Annotated in this window: 21 protein-coding genes; 4 read left to right on the top strand and 17 right to left on the bottom strand. The window is 63.6% G+C overall.

Translation table 11 applies throughout. From position 1 onward, the window contains the following. Positions 1 to 209 precede the first annotated feature (209 nt). From F7R11_RS17460 to aldA, 10 genes are all read right to left on the bottom strand, one after another. Complete coding sequence (locus F7R11_RS17460) at positions 210 to 1,502, bottom strand: glycerate kinase type-2 family protein (RefSeq protein ID WP_064806676.1); 1,293 nt, start codon at positions 1,500 to 1,502, stop codon at positions 210 to 212. Between the two features lie 175 nt (positions 1,503 to 1,677). Next, positions 1,678 to 2,571, bottom strand: coding sequence for a LysR family transcriptional regulator (locus F7R11_RS17465; RefSeq protein WP_064806673.1), 894 nt, complete (start codon positions 2,569 to 2,571; stop codon positions 1,678 to 1,680). Positions 2,572 to 2,599: 28 nt separating this feature from the next. Beyond that, entirely contained in the window at positions 2,600 to 3,403 is an 804-nt protein-coding gene (locus F7R11_RS17470; RefSeq protein ID WP_064806671.1) for an alpha/beta fold hydrolase, read from the bottom strand. 15 nt (positions 3,404 to 3,418) lie between these two features. Next, complete coding sequence (locus F7R11_RS17475) at positions 3,419 to 4,519, bottom strand: branched-chain amino acid aminotransferase (protein ID WP_064806670.1); 1,101 nt, start codon at positions 4,517 to 4,519, stop codon at positions 3,419 to 3,421. 195 nt (positions 4,520 to 4,714) lie between these two features. Beyond that, positions 4,715 to 5,872, bottom strand: coding sequence for a porin (locus F7R11_RS17480; RefSeq protein WP_064806668.1), 1,158 nt, complete (start codon positions 5,870 to 5,872; stop codon positions 4,715 to 4,717). Between the two features lie 198 nt (positions 5,873 to 6,070). Further along, positions 6,071 to 7,744, bottom strand: a complete 1,674-nt coding sequence (locus F7R11_RS17485; RefSeq protein WP_064808999.1) for a GMC family oxidoreductase — start codon at positions 7,742 to 7,744, stop codon at positions 6,071 to 6,073. An 18-nt stretch (positions 7,745 to 7,762) separates the two neighbouring features. Further along, on the bottom strand, positions 7,763 to 8,980 hold the full coding sequence (locus F7R11_RS17490) for a mandelate racemase/muconate lactonizing enzyme family protein (RefSeq protein ID WP_064806666.1): 1,218 nt from the start codon (positions 8,978 to 8,980) through the stop codon (positions 7,763 to 7,765). Further along, positions 8,977 to 10,299, bottom strand: coding sequence for an MFS transporter (locus F7R11_RS17495; protein WP_064806664.1), 1,323 nt, complete (start codon positions 10,297 to 10,299; stop codon positions 8,977 to 8,979). The genes F7R11_RS17490 and F7R11_RS17495 overlap by 4 nt, the downstream gene beginning before the upstream one ends. Positions 10,300 to 10,321: 22 nt before the next feature. Beyond that, a complete protein-coding gene (locus tag F7R11_RS17500; protein ID WP_064806662.1) occupies positions 10,322 to 11,635 on the bottom strand; it encodes an MFS transporter in 1,314 nt (437 codons plus the stop codon). A 108-nt stretch (positions 11,636 to 11,743) separates the two neighbouring features. Continuing rightward, positions 11,744 to 13,168 (bottom strand): aldehyde dehydrogenase, encoded by a 1,425-nt coding sequence (aldA, locus tag F7R11_RS17505; RefSeq protein ID WP_064806660.1) that lies wholly within the window; start codon positions 13,166 to 13,168, stop codon positions 11,744 to 11,746. Between the two features lie 370 nt (positions 13,169 to 13,538). On the opposite strand from aldA, the gene F7R11_RS17510 reads away from it, so the two are divergent. Further along, entirely contained in the window at positions 13,539 to 14,414 is an 876-nt protein-coding gene (locus F7R11_RS17510) for a LysR substrate-binding domain-containing protein (protein ID WP_064806657.1), read from the top strand. Between the two features lie 41 nt (positions 14,415 to 14,455). Here the strand turns inward: F7R11_RS17510 and F7R11_RS17515 are convergent, their stop codons facing one another. The 5 genes from F7R11_RS17515 to F7R11_RS17535 form a co-directional block, all read right to left on the bottom strand. Then, positions 14,456 to 15,790, bottom strand: coding sequence for an MFS transporter (locus F7R11_RS17515; RefSeq protein WP_231973433.1), 1,335 nt, complete (start codon positions 15,788 to 15,790; stop codon positions 14,456 to 14,458). A 150-nt stretch (positions 15,791 to 15,940) separates the two neighbouring features. After that, complete coding sequence (locus F7R11_RS17520; RefSeq protein ID WP_064806655.1) at positions 15,941 to 17,389, bottom strand: NAD-dependent succinate-semialdehyde dehydrogenase; 1,449 nt, start codon at positions 17,387 to 17,389, stop codon at positions 15,941 to 15,943. Beyond that, entirely contained in the window at positions 17,386 to 18,435 is a 1,050-nt protein-coding gene (locus F7R11_RS17525) for an aldo/keto reductase (RefSeq protein WP_064806652.1), read from the bottom strand. The genes F7R11_RS17520 and F7R11_RS17525 overlap by 4 nt, the downstream gene beginning before the upstream one ends. Before the next feature lie 11 nt (positions 18,436 to 18,446). Next, complete coding sequence (fae, locus tag F7R11_RS17530) at positions 18,447 to 18,971, bottom strand: formaldehyde-activating enzyme (protein ID WP_064806650.1); 525 nt, start codon at positions 18,969 to 18,971, stop codon at positions 18,447 to 18,449. A 280-nt stretch (positions 18,972 to 19,251) separates the two neighbouring features. Beyond that, on the bottom strand, positions 19,252 to 20,613 hold the full coding sequence (locus tag F7R11_RS17535; RefSeq protein ID WP_064806648.1) for a DUF1214 domain-containing protein: 1,362 nt from the start codon (positions 20,611 to 20,613) through the stop codon (positions 19,252 to 19,254). Between the two features lie 426 nt (positions 20,614 to 21,039). On the opposite strand from F7R11_RS17535, the gene F7R11_RS17540 reads away from it, so the two are divergent. Beyond that, positions 21,040 to 21,834 carry an enoyl-CoA hydratase gene (locus F7R11_RS17540; RefSeq protein ID WP_064806646.1) on the top strand — a complete coding sequence of 265 codons (795 nt, stop codon included), beginning with the start codon at positions 21,040 to 21,042 and terminating at the stop codon, positions 21,832 to 21,834. Positions 21,835 to 21,877: 43 nt separating this feature from the next. Here F7R11_RS17540 and F7R11_RS17545 read toward each other — a convergent pair whose 3' ends face one another. After that, on the bottom strand, positions 21,878 to 22,795 hold the full coding sequence (locus F7R11_RS17545; RefSeq protein WP_064806644.1) for a DMT family transporter: 918 nt from the start codon (positions 22,793 to 22,795) through the stop codon (positions 21,878 to 21,880). 287 nt (positions 22,796 to 23,082) lie between these two features. Here F7R11_RS17545 and F7R11_RS17550 point away from each other — a divergent pair, with 287 nt between their 5' ends. Next, complete coding sequence (locus F7R11_RS17550) at positions 23,083 to 23,493, top strand: HU family DNA-binding protein (protein ID WP_021192785.1); 411 nt, start codon at positions 23,083 to 23,085, stop codon at positions 23,491 to 23,493. 451 nt (positions 23,494 to 23,944) lie between these two features. On the opposite strand, the gene mdtD is transcribed toward F7R11_RS17550, so the two are convergent. Further along, complete coding sequence (gene mdtD / locus F7R11_RS17555; RefSeq protein WP_064806642.1) at positions 23,945 to 25,357, bottom strand: multidrug transporter subunit MdtD; 1,413 nt, start codon at positions 25,355 to 25,357, stop codon at positions 23,945 to 23,947. A 125-nt stretch (positions 25,358 to 25,482) separates the two neighbouring features. On the opposite strand from mdtD, the gene F7R11_RS17560 reads away from it, so the two are divergent. Further along, the gene (locus F7R11_RS17560; protein WP_021192788.1) at positions 25,483 to 26,340 is read left to right on the top strand and encodes a LysR family transcriptional regulator; all 858 of its coding nucleotides are present in this window, start codon (positions 25,483 to 25,485) and stop codon (positions 26,338 to 26,340) included. Positions 26,341 to 26,426 lie beyond the last annotated feature (86 nt).

Genomic DNA, 26,426 nt, shown 5'->3' on the forward strand with positions numbered 1-26,426 from the left:
TTTATAGGAGCGACTGAAGGAGCTTGCCAATGTCTCAGTTTAGGCTGGCACTTCCAAACAAGAACGCCCGTGGCATGGCGCGCACGGGCGGGAAAAACGCTGGTGATTGAAACCGGCGTTTTACAAACGATCGTTCGATTTTGGTGCAACGCACACGCACGGACTGCCTGACAAGCGCCGCAGATAGCACATCAGGCAGCACGCTCGTCTTACGCTGCGCCGGCTGGCGTATCGATGATGATGGCGCGGAAATCGTTGACGTTGGTCAGCGTCGGGCCGGTGATGACGGAGTCGCCCAGCGCCTGGAAGAAGCCGTGGCCGTCGTTGTTGTCGAGGCTCTTGCGCGGCTGGATGCCAGCCGCCCATGCACGGGCGAGCGTGTCGGGCGCGATGATGGCGCCGGCAATCTCTTCGGCACCGTCCACGCCGTCGGTGTCACCGGCAATGGCGTGTACGCCGGGCAGCCCGTCCAGCGCCACCGCCAGCGAGAGCAGGAACTCCACGTTGCGCCCACCGCGGCCGCTGCCCGTGACAGTGACGGTCGTCTCGCCGCCCGACAGCAGCACGCACGGCGTCTTGAACGGCTGGCCGCGCTGTACCACCTGACGTGCGATGCCTGCCATCGCCAGGCCCAGGTCGCGCGCCTCGCCTTCCAGGCTATCGCCGAGGATGTACGGCGTATAGCCCGCCGCCTCCGCCACCTTTGCCGCAGCCTCCAGCGCGATCTGCGGCGCCGTGATGATGCGCGTGGTGATGTTCTGCAGGCGCGCGTCGCCCGGCTTGATGCTCTCCGCTTCGTCCTTCGCAAGGAATGCACGCACGTTGTCGGGCACGGCGATCCGGTAGCGCTCGATGATCGCCAGGGCGTCTGCACGCGTGGTCGGGTCCGCCACCGTGGGGCCGGACGCGATGTCGACCGGGTTGTCGCCCGGCACGTCAGAAATCAGCAGCGTCACCACGTGCGCCGGGTGGCAGGCCGCCGCCAGCCGCCCGCCCTTGACCTGCGACAGGTGGCGCCGCACGCAATTCATCTCGGCAATGTTGGCGCCGCTCTTGAGCAGCGCCGCATTCACGGCCTGCTTGTCGGCTAGGCTGATGCCCTCGCCCGGCGCCACGAGCAGCGCCGAACCACCTCCGGAAATCAGTGCGATGACGAGGTCGTCTTCGGTCAGCCCCGACACCAGTTGACGCACGCGAGCCGTGGCTTCCAGGCCAGCCGCGTCGGGCACCGGGTGTGCCGCCTCGACAATCTCGATGCGCTCGCACGGCACGGCATAGCCGTAGCGCGTGACGACCAACCCCTCGAGCGGCCCCGGCCAATGCGCTTCAAGTGCCTGGGCCATGGCGGCCGATGCCTTGCCCGCACCGATGACAATGGTCCGTCCCTTGGGCGCCGGCGGCAGATGCTGCGCCAGGCAGAGCGACGGCTGGGCGCTGGCCACAGCGGCATCGAACATGGCGCGCAGCAGCGCGGGTTGGTTGGCGGGGGACGTGGGTTGCATGAGAAGCCTCGAGCGGAATGAACAGGTTGGAGGCAGTCTACGGAGCGGCGCGCAAGTCGCCTATTGGAGAATCTTCAAGACCACCTGAACGCGCAGGCAACCCCTGATGGGGCAACGCTTTGCGGCTGACAAGCGGGGCGCTTGCCCGGGCAAACCCTAGGATGGGATACCCGGTTCAGGCGACGTCCGCCTCGGGCTGCCAGATCATCGGCAAGGTCGCCAGCAGGGCCTGGACCATAGGATTGTCCGCACTGGCACGACGATGCAGCAGACACAGCGGGCATGGCAGCCGGGCGCCCTCCCAGATGACGGCCTGGCCGCTCTGCACCATGCCGGCGGCCAGGCGCTCGCGCATGATCCCCAGGGCCACACCGGACTGCACCAGCTCGATCATCGACGCTTCTTGATCGGCCTCGACCACGGTGTTGTGCGACAGACCGCGTTCGGCAAACATCTGCGCGACCATGCCGTGCTGCGAGCTGCCAGCGGGCGTCGCCAGCCACGGCATGGCAGCAAGCTCCTGCAGGCTGGCCCCACGCAGCTTCGCCTCCCACGCGGCGGGCGCCACCACCACGTAGTGCTCCACGGCTAGCGGGTGCACGGTGATCTCCGGGTCGTGCAAGGTGCCCAGGTAGAAGCCTGTGTCGACCTGGCCATCACGCAGCATCTGCAGCACGCTGCCGGAAATGCCGTGTGCCAGCGTCACGTCGATGTGCGGATAGAACTGCAGCAGCGCCGCCAGCAGCGGCCCCAGGCGGATCGACTCCGGATCGATGATCGTGCCCAGGCGCAGCACACCGGAGACATTGCCGCGCAGCGACGACGCCAGTGCCGTCATCTCCTGCGTGGCATCGACCACGCGCCCGGCAATCGGCAGCAAGCGCCGGCCCGCGGCGGTGACCGTCATGCCGGTGGGCGTGCGGTCGAACAGCAGCACGCCCAGCTCGTCCTCCAGCCCCTTGATCTGCTTGGAGATGGCGGACTGTGTCAGATGCAGTTGCTCCGCCGCGCGTGCGAGCTGACCGGTGCGTGCAACCGCGAGTACGGCCTTGAGTTGGTAGAGTTCCATGGGGCAGCGCCAAATGGCCGATCGCGGATCAGCGGGACGCCGCCACGAACGGCTTCACGGTATCCAGCACCGTGGCTTCCTGCTCCCGATGCGGCACGTGACCGCAGTGCTGCAGCAACGCCAGCCGAGCCGGTGCGCCGGCCAAGGTCACAATGCGCTCGGGCTGCGCGGTCGAGCCATACTCGTCTTCCGTGCCGTGCATGGCGAGCACCGGGCAGCGGACACCCAGCAGGTCTTCATCCAGGCACCAGTCGGCAAACGCGGGCGACAACCACGTGCTGACCCAGGCATCCAAGACCCAAGGCGCCTTGTCACCGTGATACCGCTCCAGGCGTGACATCTGACCGGGCTCGGCAAACTGGGCCTGGGCCGTACGGATGCCGGCGCGCGTCTGCTCTTCAACAAAGGCTTGCGCAGACTCGGTGATCAGCCCAGCGCAACGGTCCGGATACGCGGCTGCAATCGACACCGCCATGCCGCCGCCCACGCTGTGGCCAAAGACAATGAAACGCCCCACGCCAAACTGGTCAATCAGGGCGGAAAAACCGGTATGGGCCTCCTGGCGGATGAAATCCGCCCCGATCGGGCCCCGGTGCGGATCCGACTGGCCGAAACCGAGCCGGTCATAGGCAATCACCGCGCGCCCGGTTGCCTGCGCCAGGCGCTGCGGAAACTCGCGCCACAGCGCAACGCAGCCGAGCGAATCATGCAGCAGCACGATGGGCGGCAGCGCGGCGTCATCCGCCGTGCCGCCCCAACGCTTGGCATAGAGACGGCCGTTGACGGTGGTGACCCACGTCTCGGCTGCGTCCAGGGAAAGCGACTCCGTCATATCCGAGCGCCGGGTTCAGAACACGCGGTCGAGCCAGCTGTGCGGGTCCGGTGCGCGGCCGTTCTGCAGTTCGACCAGTGCAGCCTTCAGTTTGGTGGTCAGCACGCCGGCACCGCCGTCGCCGATGGTGAAGTTGTGCTTGTGGCCCTTCACTTTGCCGATGGGCGTGACCACGGCGGCGGTACCGCACGCAAAGGCTTCACGCAAGCGACCGCTCTGGGCGTCGGCCTGCCATTGGTCGATGGAATACGGCTCTTCACGCACGGTCAGGCCCATGTCGCGCGCCAGGGTGATCAGCGAATCGCGGGTGATGCCCGGCAGAATCGTGCCGGTCAACGGGGGCGTCTGCAGCGAGCCATCTTCAAAGACGAAGAACACGTTCATGCCGCCGAGTTCTTCAATCCAGCGGCGCTCCACCGCATCGAGGAAGACCACCTGGTCGCAGCCTTCGCGCGTGGCTTCGGCCTGTGCGAGCAGGCTGGCCGCATAGTTCCCGCCGCACTTGGCATCGCCCGTACCGCCGGGTGCGGCGCGCGTGTAGGTGTCCGACACCCAGATCGTGACGGCAGCCGACGCGCCGCCCTTGAAGTACGCGCCCACCGGGCAGGCGATCACGCAATACAGATATTCAGCCGCGGGCTTGACGCCCAGTGCAACCTCGGTGGCAATCATGAACGGCCGCAGATACAGCGCGGAACCCTCGCCCGACGGAATCCATTCGCGGTCCAGCTTCACGAGTTCGCGCACGGATTGCAGGAACAGATCTTCCGGCAGCGCGGGCATTGCCAGGCGCTTGGCGGAGTTCTGGAAGCGGCGTGCATTGGCGTCGGGTCGGAACAATGCACCGCCGCCATCCGGCAGCCGATACGCCTTCATGCCCTCAAAAATTTCCTGCGCGTAGTGCAATACCTGCGTCGCCGGATCCGTCGGGATCACACCGCGCGCGCCCACCTTCGCGTCGTGCCAGCCTTTGCCTTCGGTGTAGCGGATGGTGGCCATGTGGTCGGTGAACACGCGGCCGAAAGCCGGGCTCTCCAGCAGGCGAGCACGCTCGGCGGCGGGCACGGGGTTCGGGTTCTGTTCGATCGAAAGGGTCGACTCGACAACGTTGTTCATACCGTCTCCATGGGGTGCGAGGGGGCGCTGGATGCGCCAAGAGCGATATTGTGCGCCAAGTGCGCTGGGCTGTGGCGATGCTTTCCACCGCACATAGGCAACAGCCCGCCCACCGTGGTTTCGCCGGTGGGCGGGCTGCAGGAGGGGCAAACGGTCAACCTAGCCCCATGCACGGGGCCAGCACGCCGCTAGGCCTTAGAACTTATGGCGCAAGGCCAGACGCACAACCGCCTGGTTGGCAGTGGAAGACGGCGCCCGTGCTGTGAGCACGTACCCGCCGTCAAGCAGCGAGTCGGTCTTGCCGCCCGCAACATGCTGATACGACGTTTGCAGATAGACATCCGTACGCTTGGAGAAGTTGTAGTCCGCCATCAGACCCACGGTGTGGATTCTCTGCACTGCGCGGCCCGTCGATGCGTCGTACTTCATGAGCGACAGCACATACTGCCCGCCCAGGAAGAATGCCGGCGTGATCTGGTACTTTCCGCTGACTTCAAAGTTGTGGTACTTGACCGCATCGACCGTCACGCCCGCTGCGGCGATGGCACCCGGTGCCGAGCCCAGGTATCCGCTGCCCGTGGGGGTGTTGTAGTTCGAGTTGGAGTAGGCAAAGCCAACCGTCGTCGGGCCGGTCGTGTAGTTGATGCCCGCGCCAAACACGCGCATCTTCTTCGCGGCGAAGGCTCCGACGTCGTTCGCTGCGAGGGCGCCGCCATCGGTTTGCCCGATGTTGTTGCCGACCATGTAGCCCGTACCAATCACCAGGCCGCCGTTGGCGTACTTGCCACCGAAGCTATAGACGCGATTGTTGGAGAACGAAGCGTCTTCACTGAATGCATACGCGCCGCCAAACTGGAAGCCACCAAACACCGGGCTTGCATATTTGATGGTGTTATCCAGGCGGAACGAGTTGTCGGTGTTGTCGTTATCCAGCGGGTGAGCAAACTGCCAGCCCGCCCAGTTGCCGTTGGCCGTCGTGCCGGCAAAGTAGTCCACCACCGAGTCGTATTGGCGGCCCAGTGTGACCGTACCCAGCTGGTTGTTACTCAGGCCCACATACGCCTGACGCCCGAACATGCGCCCGCCCTGACCCAGGCGGCCGGTGTCTGCAGAGAAGCCGTTCTCCAGTTGGAAAATCGCCTTCGTGCCGCCGCCAAGATCTTCGCTGCCACGCAGGCCAAAACGGCTGCCCTGCACGTGGCCACTCGCCATCTCAACAAGGCTATTGCCGCCGGAGTTATTGGTGTAGTTGATGCCCTGGTCGATCACGCCGTACAGCGTCACGCTGCTCTGCGCAGCGGCTGCACCCGCACACGTTCCCAACACGGCAAATGCAATTGCGTGTCTCTTCATTCTGTAAGGCTCCCTGATGTGAGTATTGTTGTAATTGGTTTGAATCAGTGGCGAAGCACCACCATGCAAATGACCCGCCCAGCGATGCGGGCGACGATGCCCGCATCGCTGGGCGGGCCACAACTTGACACGGGCTTCTGCCTCTCGCCATCAGAGTGTTCTGATTTGCGCGAGACTTTCACCGTGAGTGTTTGTGGGTTACGCCAGCACAGGCTCCGTCGCCTGATCCGCGGCAGCGCACTGGCCTCCAGCGTGGCTCGATGCCGCCGCGAGAATCAGGTCCGCGCCCTTCTCCGCCACCATCATGGTTGGCGCGTTGATGTTGCCGGACGTGATGTTCGGAAACACCGACGCGTCGACCACCCGCAGACCAACCAGACCATGCACGCGCAACGACGCGTCGACGACCGACGTGGCCGCATCCGGGCCCATCGCGCAGGAACCGCACAGGTGATAGATCGAGCCGGATTGCTCGCGGAAGTACTGCAGCAGATCCTCATCGGACTGCATCTGCGGCCCCGGTGAAATCTCTTCCACCGTCATCGCTTTCAGGGCCGGTGCGCACATCAGCGATCGAATCACCTTGCTGCCCTGCACAGCCTCGTCGAGGTCCTTCTGTGTCGTGAGCGCGTTGATGTGGATCTTTGCCGCATCCTCTGCGCGGTTTGAGGCGATCTCGATCGCGCCACGGCTCGTCGGCCGGCACGGATTGAACGCAATCAGAAACCCCGAGTACGGCTCCGGTTCGATGCTTGCGTGCTCGCTCTTCGGAATCCGGTACGACAGCGGGTTGAAGTAGAGCTGGATGTTCGGCGCTTGCACATCCGGCGCACCACGGAAGAAGCCGCCCGCCTGGTTCACGCTCATCGCCAGCGGGCCGCGCTTGGTCGACAGGTAGCGCAGGCCGATCTTCATCTTGCCAAGCAGCGTGCCCATCTCGTCGTTCAACGTGGGGCGATTCGCCTTGAAGTAGAAGCTCACGCACAGGTGGTCCTGCAGGTTGCGTCCAACGGCCGGCAACGCCTGCACGACCGGCACCTGATGACGCCTGAGCAAGGTCGGATCCCCTACGCCGGACAACTGCAGCAGCTTGGGAGTATCGACCGCGCCCGCAGCAAGAATCACCTCGCGCGACGCACCGATGAGCTCATCGCCGTTGGGGCCTGCCACGACCACGCCAACGGCGCGCTTGCCGTCAAACTGCACACGTCGCACCAGGGTGCCGGAGCGCACGGTCAGGTTCGATCGGCTTTCCGCAGGGCGCAGATACGCGAAGCTGCTGGAGCAACGCTCACCATTCTTCGTGTTCAGGTCGTAGATGCCAGCGCCCTCGAACTGCGCACCGTTGAAGTCGTGCGTACGCGGCAGATTCAGCTGCTCGCAGCCCTTCAGGAATTCGTGGACGATCGGGTGCACATCCGCCTTCATCGACGTGATGTGAATCGGCCCGGCTGCGCCGTGATGCTCTGGATCGGTTGCGGCAGCCGCGTGCGATTCAAGCTTGCGGAAGTAAGGCAGCACATCGTCGAATGACCAGCCCGGGTTACCGGCTGCCGCCCAGTCGTCAAAGTCGCTGCGCTGACCACGCACGTACACCATCGCGTTGATCGAACCGGAGCCGCCCACCACCTTGCCGCGCGGGCAGTAGAGCTTGCGCCCGCTCAGTTCCGCCTCCGGTTCGCTGTAGTACATCCAGTTGTACTGGCGGTTGTAGTAGGTCTTGGTAAAGCCGACCGGCACCTTGAACCAGAACGAGGCATCGCGCTCACCGGCCTCGATCAGCAGTACCGAATACTTGCCGGACTCACTCAGCCGGTTCGCCAGAATGCAGCCGGCCGAACCCGCGCCGACGATGATGTAGTCGTAAGTCATGCCGCCCTCGTCGCGCAATCAGCCCTTGGCGGGTGCCAGGTCCTTCACGTCAACGGGCTTCTCGCCCATCTGCAGATGCAGGCGCTGTCCTGTGTACGGCGAATGCGCGCGCACCACGTCCATGTTCAGCTCGATGCCCAAACCGGGTTCGTTGGACGGGATGATGTAGCCGTCTTCCCAGCGGATCGGCGTCTTGACGACTTCTGCGTGAAAGCCACCCCACGTCATGATGCTTTCCTGGATCAGGAAGTTCGGCGTGCAGGCGGCAAGCTGGATGCTCGCAGCGGCGCCCACTGGGCCGTTGTACAGGTGCGGCGCAATCTGTGCGTAGTGCACTTCCGCCAGCGTGGCGATCTTCTTGGCTTCGAGCAGACCGCCGACGCGCGCAACGTTCAGTTGAAGAATTGACGCGCCGCCCGCTTGCAGCAGCTTGTGGAATTCGTACTTCGTGGTCAGGCGTTCGCCCGTGGCGATGGGGATCGACGTGTGCTGCGCGATCGTCGCCATGGCCTCTTCCTGACCCGGCGGCACCGGTTCTTCAAACCACAGCGGGTCATATTTCTCCAACCGCTTGGCCAGGCGGATGGCCGACGACGGCACCATCTGCCCGTGCGTGCCGAACAGCAGGTCGGCCTTGCTGCCAACCGCTTCACGCACGCGGCGGCAGAACAGCTCGCAGCGGTCGAGCACTTCCATCGACAGCTGATGACCGGAGTAAGCGGTGTACGGACCGGCCGGGTCGAACTTCACGGCGGTGAAGCCAAGCCTGACGTTCTCCAGCGCGCATTCCGCAGCGAGATCCGGATCGTCGTAGTCGTACTCGCCCTGCGCGTTCTTCGGGTACAGATAGGTGTACGAACGCAGACGCTCGTTCACCTTGCCGCCCAGCAGTTCATGCACCGGCTTGCCCGCAGCCTTGCCGATGATGTCCCAGCAAGCCATCTCCAGGCCGCTGACCACGCCCATCATCGTGAGGTCGGGGCGCTGCGTGAAACCGCTCGAATAGCACTGGCGGAACAGGCGCTCGGTGTGATGCGGGTCCTGGTTCAGCAGATAGCGCTCGAACACATCTTCGATGATCGGCACCATGGCTTTGGGGTGGAACGTTGCGGAGTAGATTTCGCCCACGCCCTCGATGCCGTCGTCAGTCTTGATCTTGACGAACAGCCAGTACATGCCACCCACATGCGGTGGCGGAACAGCAACGACGTGTGTTTCAAGCGAGACGACTTTCATGGCGTTTCCTTCTTGCGGTTCAAGCGTTGTTTGAGGATGGCTGCTGCGCCCGCACCCAGCAGGGCAACGGCGGCGATGTAGCCGAAGAACAGTTGATAGCCACGCGCGCCGGCAAAGGTCTGCGTGATGTAGCCATTGATGAGCGGAAGGAACACGTCGGGCGCATAGCCCAGTACCGAGATCAGGCCAATGGCAAGGCCGGCACAATGCGGCGGCACCTTGCAGTCATCCAGCAGCGACCAGTACAGCCCGCGCACCGCGTAGGTCAGGATGCCGATGAACAGCACCAGCACCACCAGCATGGCTGCGGGGCTATGGGTCGGCGCGAAGATCAGCCCGACCAGCGATACCGCCGCAAGCACCAGCGCCCAGAACAACACCGACGCCTTGGATGTGCGATCGCCCAGCCAACCACCGCCAATGCCGCCAATCGGGCGCATCCACAGCTTGAGCGTCGCGATGGCGCCCGCTGCGGTAGCGCTCAGCCCAAAGCCGCCTTCGTGCAGATAGGCCGAGAAACTGTAGGTTGCCCAGAACACCTGATAGCCGCAGAACACGATGGCGACGACCAGCCACAACTCAGGAATGGCGGCGAGCGTTTTCAGATCAGCCAGCACGCTCCCACGCTTGGCCCTGGCAACCTCGGCACCGCGCTGCGCGGCAGGCTGACCGTCCTTCACCAGCGCAAGCAGCGCACCCAGCGCAATACAGCAGAACGCATACAGGTGGACGACGCGCTTGAAGCCCTCGATATCCGAGTCGCCACGTGTTTGCGTGACATAGGCGAACAACGCAATCGCAATGGTGGCGAGCAGCGCCTCGATCAGTCCACGCCCACCATCGAGCAAACCAAAGAAGCGCCCCTGCTCATCCGGGCCGGCAATCATGTTCACGCGCTTGATGACCGCGGCCCAGAACGTCAGCCCCGTGCTCAGGCCCCAGGCACCAAAGATCACCACCAGCACCGCGAACGACGGCCCGGTTGCGTACAGCAGGCCGAGCGCGCCCGTCGCCAGCAGCGAAAAGCAGATCAACCAGCGCGGCGGCAGGCGGTCTGCCAGCCAGCCGCTGGGCAGGTAGCTCAACAGGAAAATCGTGCCGAGCGACGAATACAGATAGCCCAGTTGCACATCGTCGATGTGGAAGAACGCCAGCATCGTCGACTGGTAGACCTGCCGCAGATACAGCATCGGGTAGATCGCACCGGCAGCGATCACCAGCAACATCAGCTGCACATAACGCTGCGTGCGTGCGTTACGCGAAGCGCGCGCGTCGGTCGACAACGCGACGGAACCTGCCTGAGTCGATTGCGTCTGCATGGCTTGGAACGCCTCTACGTCCTTATGCCCGCTTCGCCTGACGGCCAAAGCGACGCTTCAACACCAGCGCACCAAACGCGCCACACAGCGCCACCGCCACGATGTAGAAGAAGAAATAGCGGTAACCCAGGCCATGCGGATACTTGGTCGTGAGATGCCCGCTGAGCAGCGGCAGAAAGATGTCGGGCGAATAGCCGATCATCGAAACCAGGCCAATGGCCAGGCCCGTGCAATGCTCGGGCACCTTGCACTTGTCGAGCAGCGCCCAGTACAAGCCGCGCACACCGTACGCCATCAGCCCCACAAACAGTACGAGACCCACCAGCGCGACCAGCGGAGCCCCCGCAGGCATCAGCGCCAGGGTGGCCAGGGCTGCGCTACCGCACACCAGCACACCGGCCAGCACGCCCTCGCGCGACAACTTGTCCGCCAGGTAGCCACCGCCAATGCCGGCAACCGGACGCGTCCACATCTTTGCCATGGTGATGAAGCCGGTCACCGTGGCGGCCAGGCCGAAATCGCCCACCCGCAGATAGGCGGCAAAGTTGTAGGTGGACCAAAACAGTTGATAGCCGCAGAACACCACCGCCGCGAGAATCCACAGGTCCGGAATCTTGGCCAGGGTCTTCAGGTCGTCCAGCGTGCTGCCCTTGCGCGCTTTGGCTTTGGGTGCCGCGGGCACAGCGCCCGACCGCTTGTCCTTGATGAAGGCCAGAACGGTCGCAATCACCATGCACAAGGTGGAATACATCAGCAGCACCACGCGGAAGCCTTCGAACTCCGAGTGATTGCGTGTGAAATAAGCAAACACCGAGACGGCGATGAAGGCCAGTGATGCCTCGACCAAGCCGCGACCGCCATCGAGCATGCCGAAGAAACGTCCGCGCTCACTGTCGGTGGCGATCGAATTCACGCGCTTGATGACGGCCGACCAGAACGTGAGGCCAGTGGACACACCCCAGCAGCCGAAGATCACCATCAGCACCGGAAACGCCGGCGCCGTCGAATACAGGAACCCGAGCGCGCCCGTGAGATACAGCGAGAAGCTGATCAGGATGCGCGGCGCGACGCGGTCTGCCAGCCAGCCGCTGGGGATGTAGCACGCAACGAATACCAAGCCCAGCGTGGAGTACAACTGGCCGAGCTGTATGTCGTTGATGCCAAAGAACGCCTGCATCGTCGGCCCGTAGTACTGCCGCAGATACAGCATCGGGTAGATCGTGCCGGCTGCCAGCACGACAAGCGCCAGCTGGATGTAGCGTTGCGTGCGTGCGGACTGCTGCGCGTCACCGGCAGAGCGCGACGCAGCTTGCGCCGCCGAGGTGGAGGTCGTCATTTGGGTGGTCTCCGAGGAAAGCGTGTCCGCTGTTCCAATTGTTCTTTTTGGGGAAAACGGCGTGCCGCGCAACAGACTGCGAAAACACGGCGCGGTACGGCCAGCCGGTCAGTACTTCATGACCACCAGCCGTGTTTGCGTGAACTCGAGCATCCCGTGCTTGCCGTCGTCGCCGCCAAGGCCGGAGCGCTTCCAGCCGGCGTGGTAACCCTGGTACGGATCGGCCGGTGTGCGGTTGACGTACAGCTCGCCCGCTTCGATGGCATTGGCCACCTTCAGGGCGGTGCGGTAGTTCTCGGTGTAGAGCACCGATGCCAGGCCGAACTGGTGGTCGTTGGCCAAGGCAATGGCTTCGTCGATGTTGGAGTAGCGCAGCACGGCCAGAATCGGACCGAAGGTCTCTTCCTGAACGATCTCCATGTCCTGACGGCAGTTGGTCAGCAGCGTGGCCGGGTAAAAGAAGCCGGGGCCATCGGGCAGCTTTCCGCCGGTCTCCAGCGTTGCACCGTCGGCAATGGCACCTTCGACCATCGCGTGAATGCCGGCGCGCGCCGATGCGCTCACCTGGGGCCCCATGCACGACGGATCGACCGCGCGGTCACCGATGCGCACGGCGGCCATCTGCTCCTTGAGCAGGGCGACAAAGCGGTCGTGGACGCTCTCATGCACGTACACGCGCTCGATGGCCGTGCAACGTTGACCGCAATGTGCGACCTTGGCCGCGACAAGCGCAGCGGCCACCGCTTCCAGATCTGTATCCGGCTCAACGATGGCAGGCGTCTTGCCGCCAAGCTCCAGCGACGGCTTGGCAATGTTCACCTTGCAGTAGTCGAGCACCTTGCGGCCCGCATTCACGCTGCCCGTGAGCGTGATCATGCCGACCGCCGCGTGGGTGCATAGCACCTCGGCCGTGGCGTGATCCATCGCCAGAATGTTGACGACACCCGGCGGAAAGCCGGCATCCTCAACCGCCTTTGCAATTTCGAAAGCCGAAACGGGCGTGTTGTTGCTGGGCCGAACCACCACGGTGTTGCCCGTAATCAGCGCGGGGGCAATCTTTCGCAGCAGCGTATAGACGGGATAGTTGAACGGGATCAGGCACGCCACGACACCGATGGGATCGCGTTGCAGGAAGAGGTTTTCGTCCGGCGTATCGCTGGGGATCACCTCGCCCTCGATCCGGCGTGCCCACTCGGCGTGATAGCGCGTGATCTGACCGGCGTAGATGGCTTCGTTTGAAGCGTCTTCCAGGCTCTTGCCCGACTCCTGCGCGAGCGCTGCGCCAATCTCGGGAGCACGCGCCGTCAGCGCGTCGGCGAGCTTGTGCAGGTAAGCAGCGCGCTCGGTGCTCGGCAGCTTGCGCCAGGGCTTCTGCGCGGCGGCCGCTGCCTCGACAGCGGCAACTGCCTCATCGGCCGTCGCCGCCGACACGCGTGCAAACGGTGCTTCGGTGGCGGGATTATGGACAACGATGACTGCATCGCTTTGCGCATCGGCAAACCGGCCATTCACATAGTTGCGCTCGGTACGCATGAAGAGGCTCCTTCGGACGGAAGCGCGAATCGCCGCATGAGCGATCACGCATCACAGGACAGGAGCGCATTCTGTTCAGCCGTTCAGAGCCCGACAAACGACTTATTGTTACAGCGGGTATGCGAAAAACTCATGCTGTATCCACCGATCTGCCGCAAGCGCGCGCCACACAAGGCGATGCGCGAAACCACAGCAAGAATCGCCAATCATGCGACACCGAAAAATTCGGACGTATCCGAATGTCGACAAGCGACGAAGCGCATAACGTCTCGCCGCGTCGACGTCGAAAACGTGCCTGGGCGTTGTGACATAGTTTGACTTCCCGCAAACCAGCGGAGCCGGCATCGACGAACCAGAGGACACCGACACCATGCGACGCCTACCATCGCTGATCGCGCTGCGATTCTTCGAGGAGACCGCGCGTCACCTCAGCTTCAGCCGCGCGGCGGCTTCACTGTTCGTTACGCAAAGCGCGGTCAGCCGGCAGATCCGCCTGCTGGAAGACGCGCTCGGCGCGCAGCTTTTTGAGCGTGACCACAAAGGCGTCAACTTGACCGAAGCTGGTCAGCGCCTTCTGCCGTTTGTCGAGCAGGCGTTCAACGCCATCGAGCGCGGCGTTGGAGAGGTGGCCGCAGCGCCTCCGAAAACGAAGCGCCGCCTTACGGTATCGCTGCCGCCCACGCTTGCGACACAGTGGTTCTCGCCACGGCTGGGCACGCTCTCTGAGGCGCAGCCGGATGTTGAACTGTCGATCCGCACCGATGCGTCGGACGACTGCGATTGCCGCATCCGTTTCGGACGCGCCGCGCTGCCAGACATGCATTCAGAACTACTGATGATGGAGCGGCATGCCTTGGTGGGTGCGCCGAGGTTTTCGGGCGAACCACTCGACACGCTGTTTGGCAAGCTGTCGCCATTGCATGTATTGCATGAGGGCAAACGCCTGACGATGTGGGTCGACTGGTGCGCCCAAGCCGGCATCCCCTACACACGGGTTAGCGATGGCATCGAATTTTCGACACTCGAGCAGGCGATCCACGCCGCGCGCAAGGGTGCGGGGCTCGCCATCGTCGATCTCAACATGATCGAAGAGGAGATCGGTGACGGCACGCTGGTGCGGCTGTCGCCCGCGCAGGTGGTCGGCCCGTTCGGCTACTGGCTGGATGTTGCGCCAGCCAACGTAGCGGCCGAACACGTACGTGCATTTGCTGCGTGGTTGCGGGAGCAAGTGGCGGAGCGCACCTGACTGGCAGGCGCCCCGCCCAGCTTGTTGTTTGCCGGAGTGTCTCAGTGACCCGCCGCCTGGTTGAGCGTCAGATGCTTTGTCTCCGGCGCCCACGCAATCGACACGATCATCCCGACCAACAGCACCCCGGCAAGCGCGAACATCGTTGCCTGGAACCCCAGCGTCGTAATACTGACCGGCAGCAGGAACGTGCCCACCGCAGACCCCAGCCGACTGCACGCAACAGAGAGACCCACGCCGCTTGCCCGCACTTCCGTCGGGAAGCACTCGGGAGGAAACACGCCAACCAAGTTGCTGAACGCCGACATCGTGAGCGTGAAGATTGCGAACGCGATAATCATGCCGACCGATGCCGTGGACGGCAGCAGCGCCAGCACCAGAAGCGACACGCAGGTCACCGCAAATGAGCCGATCAGAAAGCCACGTCGCGACAACACGATCGTGAGCCAGATGCCGACCAGTGCGCCGAGTACGAGGAAAGCATTGAGCAGCAGATCCGTGCCAAACCCTTGCGACAGTCCGATCGTCCAGAGGATCGTCGGCAAGAACGTGTAGATCGCGAAGTACGGGATCACCAGGCACATGAAGAACACGCAGTTGAAGAGCGTGCGGCGAATCAGATCCGGCTGAAACAGTCGCCCGAAACCCACGTTAGCGTGCGGTTCGGCCGCGCCGTCCAGCACGACGTTCGGGCCGAAGAACTTGGCAACAATCGCGCGCGCTTCCTTCATGCGTCCCTTACCGGCCAACCAGCGCGGGGACTCAGGCGTGCCCATGCGCAGGAACAGGATGATTGCGGCAGGCAATGCAGCCGAGGCCAGCAGCCAGCGCCAGGAATCCGGCGTGGCGTGCGCGTAGACCATGCCGAGCACGTTGGCGATGACGTAGCCCACGGTCCAGATCACGCTGAACGAACCCAGCAAGACCCCACGATGCTTGCGTGGCGAGAACTCCGCCAAAATCGCATGGCCAACCGAAAAGTCACCGCCCATCCCGATACCAATCAGGATACGCAGCAGGAACAGCTCCATCGGTGACGTCACGAAGAACTGCGCTGCCGAAGCGACGGTGATGATCAGGAAGCTCGTCAGGAAGATCTTCTGACGGCCCATGATGTCGGACAGACGGCCAAACAGGAGGCTGCCCAAGAAGATGCCGATCAACGCGGAGCTGCCAAGCATCCCCATCCAGAACGGATCGAGCGGCATCTGGTTGCCCATGGCGCTGAGCGCATAACCAACGGTCCCCAGCACGTAGCCTTCGGTCAGGTGCGCACCGAACGTGAGGCCGGCGATCTTGATATGAAAGCGGTTCAGCGGAACATCGTCGAGGTTGACCCGACCTTGCAGGCGTTCAACCGTGGACGGCTGCGGCATGGTGCCGTCAGCCACATACTGAGCATTCGAATGGCTCATGGCTCCTCCTGAATTTTTATGAGTGATGCGCGGGCGTGAGACGCCTCGGCGAGGGGAAAGGCGCGCCGCGCAGCCTGACGAGGTGCGCGGCGCAATCGCTGGGGGAGCGACTTAGCGGCCGAGACCGGCCATCAGCGTGTACTTGAGCTCGACGTACTCGTCGATGCCGTACTTCGAGCCTTCGCGGCCTAGGCCGGATTGCTTCACGCCGCCGAAGGGGGCGACTTCGGTCGAAATGATGCCGTCGTTGACACCCACCATCCCGCTTTCCAACGCGCCCGAGACACGCCATGCGCGACCGAGGTCACGCGTGTAAAAGTACGCGGACAGGCCAAAAGGGGTGTCATTGGCGACGGCAATCGCCTCTTCCTCGGTCTCAAAGCGGAAGCACGCGGCGACGGGGCCGAAGGTTTCCTCTTCCGCGATCAGCATGTCACGCGTCATGCCGGCCAGCACAGTCGGCTCGTAGAACGTACCGCCAAGCGCGTGGCGCTTGCCGCCAGTGACCACCGCAGCGCCCTTGGCTGTTGCGTCGGCAACGTGCGCTTCCACCTTGGCGAGTGCCGCCGCGTTGATCAACGGCCCCTGCTCGACGTCGCCCGTGAGCGCATTGCCCACGCGCAGCTTCTTGACCGCCGCTGCCAGCTTTTGCGTGAACGCGTCGTACACACCGTCTTGCACTAGGAAGCGATTCACGCACACGCAGGTCTGCCCGGTGTTGCGGAACTTGGAAGCCATGGCGCCTTCCACCGCTGCATCCAGGTCGGCATCATCAAACACGATAAACGGCGCGTTGCCACCCAGCTCCAGCGACAGCTTCTTCAGCGTATCGGCCGACTGCTTGGCAAGCAGCTTGCCCACGCGTGTCGAGCCCGTGAACGAAAGTTTGCGCACGACCTCCGACCCGGTAAGCACCGCACCGATGGCCACCGCGTCACCCGACACAACGTTGAACACGCCAGCCGGCACGCCTGCGCGCTCGGCCAGCACGGCCAGCGCAAATGCCGACAGCGGCGTCTCTTCCGACGGCTTGAGCACCATCGTGCAACCGGCCGCCAGCGCGGGACCCGCCTTGCGCGTGATCATCGCCAGCGGGAAGTTCCACGGCGTGATGGCCGCCACCACACCAATCGGCTCACGCGTGACGACGATCTGCGCGTTCGGCTTCGGGCTGGGGATCACGTCGCCGTACATGCGCTTGGCTTCTTCGGCAAACCACTCCAGAAAGCTCGCGGCATACGCGACTTCGCCCTTGGCTTCTGACAGCGGCTTGCCTTGCTCGCGCGACATCAGCTCAGCCAGTGCATCGCGGTGTTCAAGCATCAGTCCGCCCCAGCGCTTGACCCGTGCGCCGCGCTCCTTGGCGGTGAGTGCGCGCCAGGCCGGTAGTGCGCGCTCAGCGGCATCAATGGCCTGTTGGGTTTCGGCAGCGCCACCCTTGGCAACCTGCGCAATGGCTTCGCCCGTTGCGGGGTTCAGCACCGCGTAGGTGGCTGCACCGCCCTGCGGCTCGTACCATTCGCCACCAATGTAGTGGCCAGTCTTGAGAAATTCGCTCATGCCGTTTCAACTCCTTCCAACAGCGGCTGTGCTGCAAAAACGCCTTGCGCCGGACGCGACTCGCGCGCGATGCGGCGACCGGCGGTGTAGTCATTGATGAGATCGCAAGGCGTGTAGTTGCGCTCCAGCTCGAACAGTTCTTCCTCAGTGAGCTGGGTGCCCAGTGCACCGAGTGCGCTGTTGAACTGCTCAACCGAATCTGCCCCCACCAGCATGCTGTCGATACCCTGATGGTTCAGCACCCACGCTTGCGCGATCTGTGCAGGCGCCACGCCCCGGCGCTTCGCGACCCTCGCCACCGATTCCGCAATCGCCAGCGACGCCGGATCGCCATACATCTGCGCGGTAAAGAAGTCAGTCTGGTTGCGGGTCGATTTCGGCTCGCACGTCAGCAGGCCGCGCGCCAGCGGGCTGAACACCGACACACCAACCCCCTGGTCGATGCAGTACGGCACCATCTCGCGCTCTTCTTCGCGGTAGGCGAGGTTGAGCTGGAGCTGCATATTGATCGGCTTGTGCCAGCCGTTGCGCTCGCACACCTGCATGATCTTGGCGAACTGCCACGTGTACATGGTCGACACACCGAGGTAGCGGGCCTTGCCGGCCTCGACAACGTCGTGCATCGCGCGCATGGTTTCCTCAACAGGCGTGTTCACGTCGAAGAAATGCAGCATGTAGACATCGACATAGTCCATGTCGAGCCGCCTGAGCGACGCATCAATGCCATCGAGGATGTGCTTGCGCGAATGGCCACCCGCGTTGGGGTAGTTGCCCATGTCGTAGCCAACCTTGGTGGTCACGACCAGCTCTTCACGGCGCGCGAGGCGCTTCAGGATGCGGCCGACAACCTCTTCGCCGACACCCGTCGAGTAGAAGTCAGCCAGGTCGATGAAGTTGACGCCGGCTTCCAGCGCGTGACGCACGATGGGCTCGCTTTGCGCCTCATCAAAGATCCACGGCTTCCACTGCGGCGTGCCCATGTTCATCGTGCCCAGACACAGGCGCGACACCTTCAGGCCAGATTGGCCCAGGCGGACGTATTCCATCTTGGGTCTCCTCAGCCCTTCTTCGGGGTGTAGAACGGGTTGGAGACGTCACGCGCGGCGGCAAACACGGCTTCCTTGCGCGGCAGACCTTCCATGGCGGCAACGATCGCGTTGCGGCAGGCCTTGTAGTTGTTCTCGAACACGGCGTCGAGATCGTCGGTCTTGGGGTTCACCCAGTTGGCCGACACGACCACCCAGTCGTTCTCCGCTTCCGGCGGCAGCGTGCCGTTTTCCAGCGCTTCAGCCACCGCCTTGGCGATACCGGCCTGCGAGGCACCCCAGGTGGCATTGCCGTGGAAGTCGCTCTCGATCGGGGCCTTGTTCACGTACAGCGTGAGCGGCTTGGTCGGCACGCCCGGCTGCGCAATGATGACGAACGGCGCATGGCCAGCCGACGGGGTTGCCAGTGCGGTGGAAAACGCCTGGCCCGCAGGGCCATTGCGCGGACCAACCAGCACGTTGATATGCGCGAGATTGACGCCGGGGCCTTCAAAGCCTTCGCCGATATAGAGCTGCTTTTGGGTGGAGGAAGTCATTGCGATGTCACGTCCAAGATCAAGAGGGATATGCGCGGCCATTGTGTCGGCGCGCGAATCCACCCGGGAAGCGACAAATTTCGATGACGGGGTATGCGAGGGCCGCATATCGGGACTCGCCCCAGGGCTGCGGTATGGCTGATCTGTGGAGGGAGGTAACGCTTACGATCGAGGCGGATCAGCCGGCCTGGAAAGCACGGGGGGGCAACGCTGCGGAACGCCCCCTATAGCAGGAGAAGCAAAGGGAGGGGCGTGCCTGCAGCCGCCCCTCTTCGTCTGGTTACTGGATGGCAACGCGGCGCGCATACCCCGCAGCCCGATCTGTCAGTTGCTGGGCGCGCTGGGCAGCGCTCACATAGCGCGTACCGACCGGCAGCACATTTGCAAGGTTGCTCAGCTTCACCACCTGGGTCTGGACGGACGGCCCGCCTGCCAGCGGTTTGGTGGCCGGCAGGTTCTGCCAGCGGACCATGATGGTGCCTTCATGCAGCCCCACCGGATCAATCCAGTTGGCCACACCCGGGTCCTGGGTCGACACCACAAAGGTGTAGCTGCCATCCGTGTTGGGCGCTGCCTGCACGTTGTTCAGGCTGGACTGATGGCGGATCGGGTCGACCGTGACAAGCCATGGGTCCGTCACCGGAAAGACTACGTACCCTGCCCCACCCGTCTGCACGGTTGCCACCAGCGCCTCGTCGTCTGCCAGCTTGAAGTAGCCGAACGAACTGGCCTGCGTGGTGAGCGTGCCCAGCGTGGACGAGATCGACGGGCTGGACAGCGTGTTCACCGGGTTGGTATGCGTCTTGAGGCCCAGCGCACCCACGCCGTAGTCAAGAATCGACTCCTGCAGATTGATCCACGCATCGGCCGCAATGGCAAAAGCACCCTTGGCCGGATAGCTGCGGCCGTCCGCCACGCGCTGCACGCTCAGCGTGTCGGGCGTTTCGGTATTCCAGTTGCCAAGGTTGTTGCGAATGAACAGTTGCCGCGCCTGCCCGTTGGACTGGATATGGTTCACGCGGCCATTGGCCGGTGTGTTGTCCACCGTGATGGTGTACGTGCCGTCGGCATTCACCACCAGGTCCTGGCCCGTGAGAATGGCCACGGTCTGCTGCGAGTTCGGATTGCTGATGAGCGAGAACGTGACATCGGTCGGGCCCGGGTAGGTGCGCTTGCCCTTGATGACGTAACGCGACGAGCCATCGATCGGGATGGTGCGATAGATGTTGTCCGGGTTGTCATAGGAGTAGCGCCCGCCCGGCACGCTCACGCCGGGCCAGTTGCGCGGCGGCGCATCCACCCAGTACACCTTGGGGTTGAATGGATCGCCGTTGACCGATTTCTGGATGGCGCTGAATGCCAACTCGTCGATGGCGTTGTCCAGACGGCTTGCCGCTTCAGCGCTGACGTTGCCGCCGTAAGCCAAGGCGTAGGCGGCCTTCGCCTCCGCCTTGAGCACCGGGTAGCCGTTGGTCCGGTTGATCTGCACGGCCAGTGCGTCGAGCGCAACCTGATCGGCAGTCGCTAGGGGCGAGGCTGCTTGAGCCGGCACCACCAATGCGGCAAACAGCGCGACAAGACCCGCCACGCGAAGGGAACGTGCCAGCGCGGCAGGCAATCGAGGAGAGAACTGCGAGGTCATCTTGCTTCCTTGTGGTTGTTGTGGGTGAACAGCAGCAAGAAAGTCTGTGACAGCGCCACGCCGGGCTGAACGAAGATAAAACGATGAAGTCATGCGCCGGTGGCATAACACCACCTCCCGTTGATCCAAGGTGAACGGCTACGTCGCGTGCCCGCTTTCAACGTCGATGACGTTATGGCGCCGCTAATGGCGCCGTATCAACGTTATGCGCAACAAGAGGCAGTGCACAGTCCCTGCAACACAACTCATGCGCGCTGCATGCGGCCCTGCTCCTGGCTGGACGCAATCAACTTCTTGTACACACTGTACTGACCTGAAGGCAGCACCGGCCGCAGCGTCTCCAGGCATTTCTCTGCGCCGTACAGGCACCGCGCGGTTGCGGAGTGGCACACTTCGGTGTTCACTCCCCTTGTAGGAGGTGCACTCATGGAATCCCATTCCACAACAACGGACGCGCTTGTGCTGCGCGAAGCGCACGAGGGCGTCGTCACCCTCACGCTGAACCGCCCACTGCAATTCAACGCGCTGTCCGAAGCCATGCTGGACGCATTGCAGCTTGCCCTGGACAACGTTGCGGCAGACGACAGCGTGCGCTGCGTGGTGCTGGCCGCTGCAGGCAAGGCGTTTTGCGCCGGGCATGATTTGCGCGAAATGCGCGGCACACCGCAGCTTGCCTACTACCAGGCGCTGTTTGCCCGCTGCAGCGTGGTGATGCAGGCCATCCAGGCCCTGCCGGTGCCGGTCATCGCGCGGGTGCATGGCATTGCCACCGCAGCGGGCTGCCAGCTCGTTGCCAGTTGCGACCTGGCGATTGCATCCGACGCGGCACGGTTTGCTGTCTCAGGCATCAACGTCGGCCTGTTCTGCTCAACGCCCGCCGTGGCGTTGTCGCGCAACGTCTCGGCCAAGCGCGCGTTCGACATGCTGGTGACGGGCCGCTTCATCGACGCGGCCACGGCTGCCGACTGGGGCCTCATCAACGAGGCCGTGCCCGATGCGGCGCTTGACGAGGCCGTGGCACGTAAGGTGGCCGACATCCTGTCAAAGAGCCCCGCCGCCATCCGCTATGGCAAAGCGATGTTCTATCGGCAGCGGCAGATGGCACTGGACGATGCGTATGCCTACGCTGGCGATGTCATAGCCCGCAACATGATGGAAGAGGATGCCGGCGAAGGGATTGACGCGTTTCTGGAGAAGCGGCCGGCCAAGTGGCGGCGGTGAGCGGATTCAGATTGCGCCGTACAGCCACGGCCCGACCTGCGGCCTACGTCCGCTGCGCTGGCGTCAGGCGTGCAGGCATCGACATCGCTGCAACCCCCACGACGACGCACCCCAGCCCCAGCCAGGCCGACGGCGCCAGCGACTCCCCCAGGAAAGCCACGCTGATCCCAACGCCAATCGGCACCCGCAGATAGGCTTGCGCCGTGGTGCCAATCGCCCCCAGCACCTGAATCAGCCGAAAGTAGATGACAAACGCCAGCGCCGTCGAAAATGCCGCCAGTGCAACCAATGCCATCAACGAGCGCGCGGACGGGTGAATCTCCCAAGGCCGATCGACTATCAGGCTGACGGGGGTCAGCAGCAGCGCACCCACGATCAACGACCCTGCCGCAGGTGCGGCGGGATTCAGCCCCTTGAAAGATCGGCCGTAGATGGCGGCGCCGGCATAGCAAGCCGTCGCCGCCACGATCGCCAACTGCGGGATGAGCTGGCCACCCAGCCCATCGATGGCGCTCGGGCCAATCACCATGCATGTCCCGACAAACCCGGCGATGACGCCCACGAGCTTGCGCCAGGACACCGGCTCGTGCCGGGTGATCAGCGCCGTCCCCAGGAACACCATCACGGGCGACGTTGAGTTCAGGATTGTGGCCAAGCCCGCCCCCACGGAGCGCTCCGCCCACGCGATGAGCGTGAACGGAATCACGCTGTTGAGCAGCGCCTGCACACCAAAGCGCACCCAGACAGCCCGATCGCGCGGCATCTGAATGCGACGCCACCGCATCCACAGCAGTAGCAGCGCACCTGCAATCAGCGTCCGTGCCGCGATGAACGTCAGCGGCGGAATGCTCTCCACGCCGATCCGGATGAACGTGTACGACGCGCCCCACAAGCTTGATAGAACAAGCAGCAAGGCCAGCCCGTTCAGATTGCCGGTCGCAGATATGTCGGTCTTTTGCACCTGAATTGCCTCGCCGCTGGTGTCTCAACGCAGGGGATCGTAGATCGGGCCGGGGCGTTTCCCTAGCGGGAACGGTTTGGTCTCGGCCAAAGTGTGGGCGATGGCGCTACGTGCGCTGCGGATGGAAAACCCCTTGGTGGAAGGCCTCGCGAGCAAGTCGGCTGCGCTCATCACCCGTGATTTCTACATTCGATCCGCGCCAGTTTTGCTATCCTTTCTTGCAGCGTATCGCGCGGTGCGATACGCTAAAACCTTGCTGGCCCATTCACCTACTTCTGAATACTCCTATGGCAACCAAAGCTAAAACAGCAGCAAAGAAAGCAGCACCGAAGAAGGCCGCGCCGGCAAAGAAGCCTGCCGCCACCACGGCATCGGTCAAGCCGTTGAAGGACACGTTCACCAAATCGAGCCTGGTGAGCCATCTGGCCGAACAGGCACAGGTTGACGCCAAGGCGGTGAAAGCGGTTCTGCTGCATCTGGAAAACACCATCACAGGCGCACTGCACAAGAAGGGCGCCGGCGAGTTCACGCTGCCGGGCCTGTTCAAGGTGACGTCCGTGAAGGTTCCGGCAACCAAGCGCCGCTTCGGCAAGAACCCCTTCACCGGTCTGGAGCAGTGGTTCGAAGCCAAGCCGGCGTCGGTGCGCGTGAAAGTCCGTGCCCTGAAAAAGGTCAAGGATGCTGCCCTGAACGGGTAATACACCGCGACAGGAAGAAAGGGGGCTTAGGCCCCCTTTTTTTATGCTGAGCCGGAGCGCGCAAGCCCTGTCATACACTCACCGCGCTCAATCGCACGCTATTACCTGATCGAAGAGCGTTTGAGTAACGCCATTTTCTACCGTATTCACGCAGGCAAGGATCGCCACCGTAAATCTCAGCCAGGATGACTGGCTAGCTTTCCGCGATCTTGCCCGCCCGGAAAATCGGGCAGAACTGAATAACATGCGCCTGGATTTCTTTATCGGTCTGGCGCCAACTCCCCCGCGGGCTTCACTGCACTTGCCTACGCACGCTGCTATGGGCACCCGGAGGTTGCGCAACTGTTGCAGCAGAAAAGCCCCACGGCGCAAGCGGATAGCTGCCCGCGTTGAGTATCGGCACAGCCAGTTCGGAGGCCTGCGTGACTGCGGGGTTGGTTAATCAACTGCACTAGCGTGCTTGCGCGGCCTCGGGCTCGGCGCGCTCAGGATGGAACGGTTTGGCGTCCAGCCGACGGAAGATGAACGCGGACAACACCGTCACCAGCCCCATGGTGAGGAAGGCGAGTTGGTAGGCCGGTGCGGCCACGCCGAGCTTGACCGAAAAAAGGCTGACGAGCCCGCCGCCAATCGTCACGCCCAGGCCGATCGCCAGCATCTGCACCATGGAGAACAAGCTGTTGCCGCTGCCAGCGTCCTGATGGGACAAGCCTTTGAGCGTGATGCTGTTCATGGCGGCAAACTGCATCGAATTCGCCCACCCGAAAATCGACAGTTGCAGGATCGACAGCGCCAGCGGCCAACCCGGCGACATGGCCGCAAACGAGGCAATGGATACGCCGACGATCCACGTGTTGATCAGCAGGAATCCGTCGTAGCCGAATCGGTTCACGAGGGGCACGACCCAGCGCTTGGCGACCATGCCCGCAATGGCGATCGGCAACAGCAGCAACCCCGAATGCAGCGGCGAATAGCCAAGCTGCAACTGAAACAGCAGCGGCAGCAGGAATGGCACGGCGCCCGAACCAATCCGGCAGAAGAGGTTGCCGACCAGGCCAACACTGAAGTTGGGCTCGCGAAACAGCGATAGCCGGAACAACGGAGACGCACGCCGCCTTGCATGCGGGAGATAGAGCAACGCGCTGACGAGGCTGACGGCAACGAGCAGCGCACTCCACGGGCTATCCGCGCCGTTCTCCAACGCCAGTGAAAACGTCACCATGCACATCGACAGCAGGCCGCAGCCGATCCAGTCGAACGGCGGCACCACGCTCGATGCGTCCTGCGGCAGATAGCGTCGCACCGCAAACAGGCCCACCAGGCCGACCGGCACATTGATCAGGAAGATCCAGTGCCAAGAGGCATCCTGCACGAGCCATCCGCCCAGGGCCGGCCCCAGGAGTGGCCCCACCTGCCCCGCCACCGACACGAAAGCCAGCGCCGCGATGTACTGCTCGCCCGGGATATTGCGCAACACCGCGAGCCGGCCGACCGGCAGCAGCATGGAACCCCCAATGCCCTGCAAAACACGGGCGATGACGAGTTGCGGCAGCGTGTGCGCCGTGGCGCAGAACACCGAGCCGAGAACGAAGATCAGGATGGCGCTGAAATACACGCGCCGCGTGCCGAACTTGTCGGCCAGCCAACCCGATGCCGGCGTCAGCAGCGCCATGGTCAGCGTGTAGGCCACCACCACCGATTTGAGGTCGAGCGGTTTCTCGCCCAGGCTGCGCGCCATCGAGGGCAGCGCGGTATTGACGATCGTCGTGTCCAGCGCCTGCATGAAGAAGCCGGCAAAGACGATCCACAGCATGGCCTTGTGAGACACATCCTGTTTGGCGGCGGAGGAAGAAGCGGTGTGCATGCGCAATCCTGGGTGACCCTGCCCAGAACGTTCCGGACAACACCCGCAATGCTACGCACGGTTGGCCAATCGGGAACCCCTCTGGAGTCGTTGACTGTCATCGGAAAATCCGATGACAATGCGCCATGCTCAATCCCGTATGGATTCAGACCTTCGCCACAGTGGCCGCGGCACGCAGCTTCACCGATGCCGGGCGGCAGCTTGGCCTGTCGCAATCGTCGGTCAGCGATCACATCCGCCGCCTGGAACAGAGCGTCAACCGGCGGCTGTTTGTGCGCGACACCCACTCCCTGTCGCTGACGCCCGATGGCGAGGCATTGCTCGTCCACGCAAGGCTGATCCTCGAATCGCTGGCGCGCGCCGAGCTGCAGTTCAGCGCGCCGCGGCTGCAGGGGCGCGTTCGGCTGGGAACATCGGAAGACCTGGCCTCCGGGCCCTTGCCCAATCTGCTGGCGGCGTTCCGTGCCACGCACCCGGACGTCGAGCTCGAGATCACGATGGGGATGACCAGCAAGCTTTATGAGGGCATCGAAGATGGCTCGCTCGACCTGATCATTGGCAAGCGCCGCGAAGGCGGGCGGCGTGGTGTGCCGCTGTTCCGGGGTCAGCTCGAATGGCTGGCGCGGCCCGGCACCGTGGTCGATGTGGGACAGCCGCTGCCGCTCATCCTCGTCAATGAGCCGAGCGTGACCCGCTCGGTGGTGATGGACACATTGGCTGCGGCAGGCTGGCTCTGGCGCGTGGTGTGCACCAGCAGCAGCCACTCGGGCTGCATTGCTGCTGCACGCGGCGGCCTGGGCATTACGGTGCGTGCGCAAGACCTGAGCGGCGGAGGATTGGTGCCGCCCGTCAATGTCGATACCCTGCCGCCCCTGCCGGCAATCGAGTTCATCACGCTGTCGGCACGGCGGCTCACCAAGCCTGCGGAAACGCTGCTGCAGCTCATCCGCAAGAGTGACCTGCGCGCGGGGCGAGCGGACTGAATCCAGGCAGGAGAAACGCGGCGGCGCATCAGGCTGCCTCCCCGCAAACGCGCGATAGAAAGCCGCTTGACCCCGTGATAGACTCG

The organism is Ralstonia insidiosa (assembly GCF_008801405.1).
Lineage (GTDB): Bacteria > Pseudomonadota > Gammaproteobacteria > Burkholderiales > Burkholderiaceae > Ralstonia > Ralstonia insidiosa.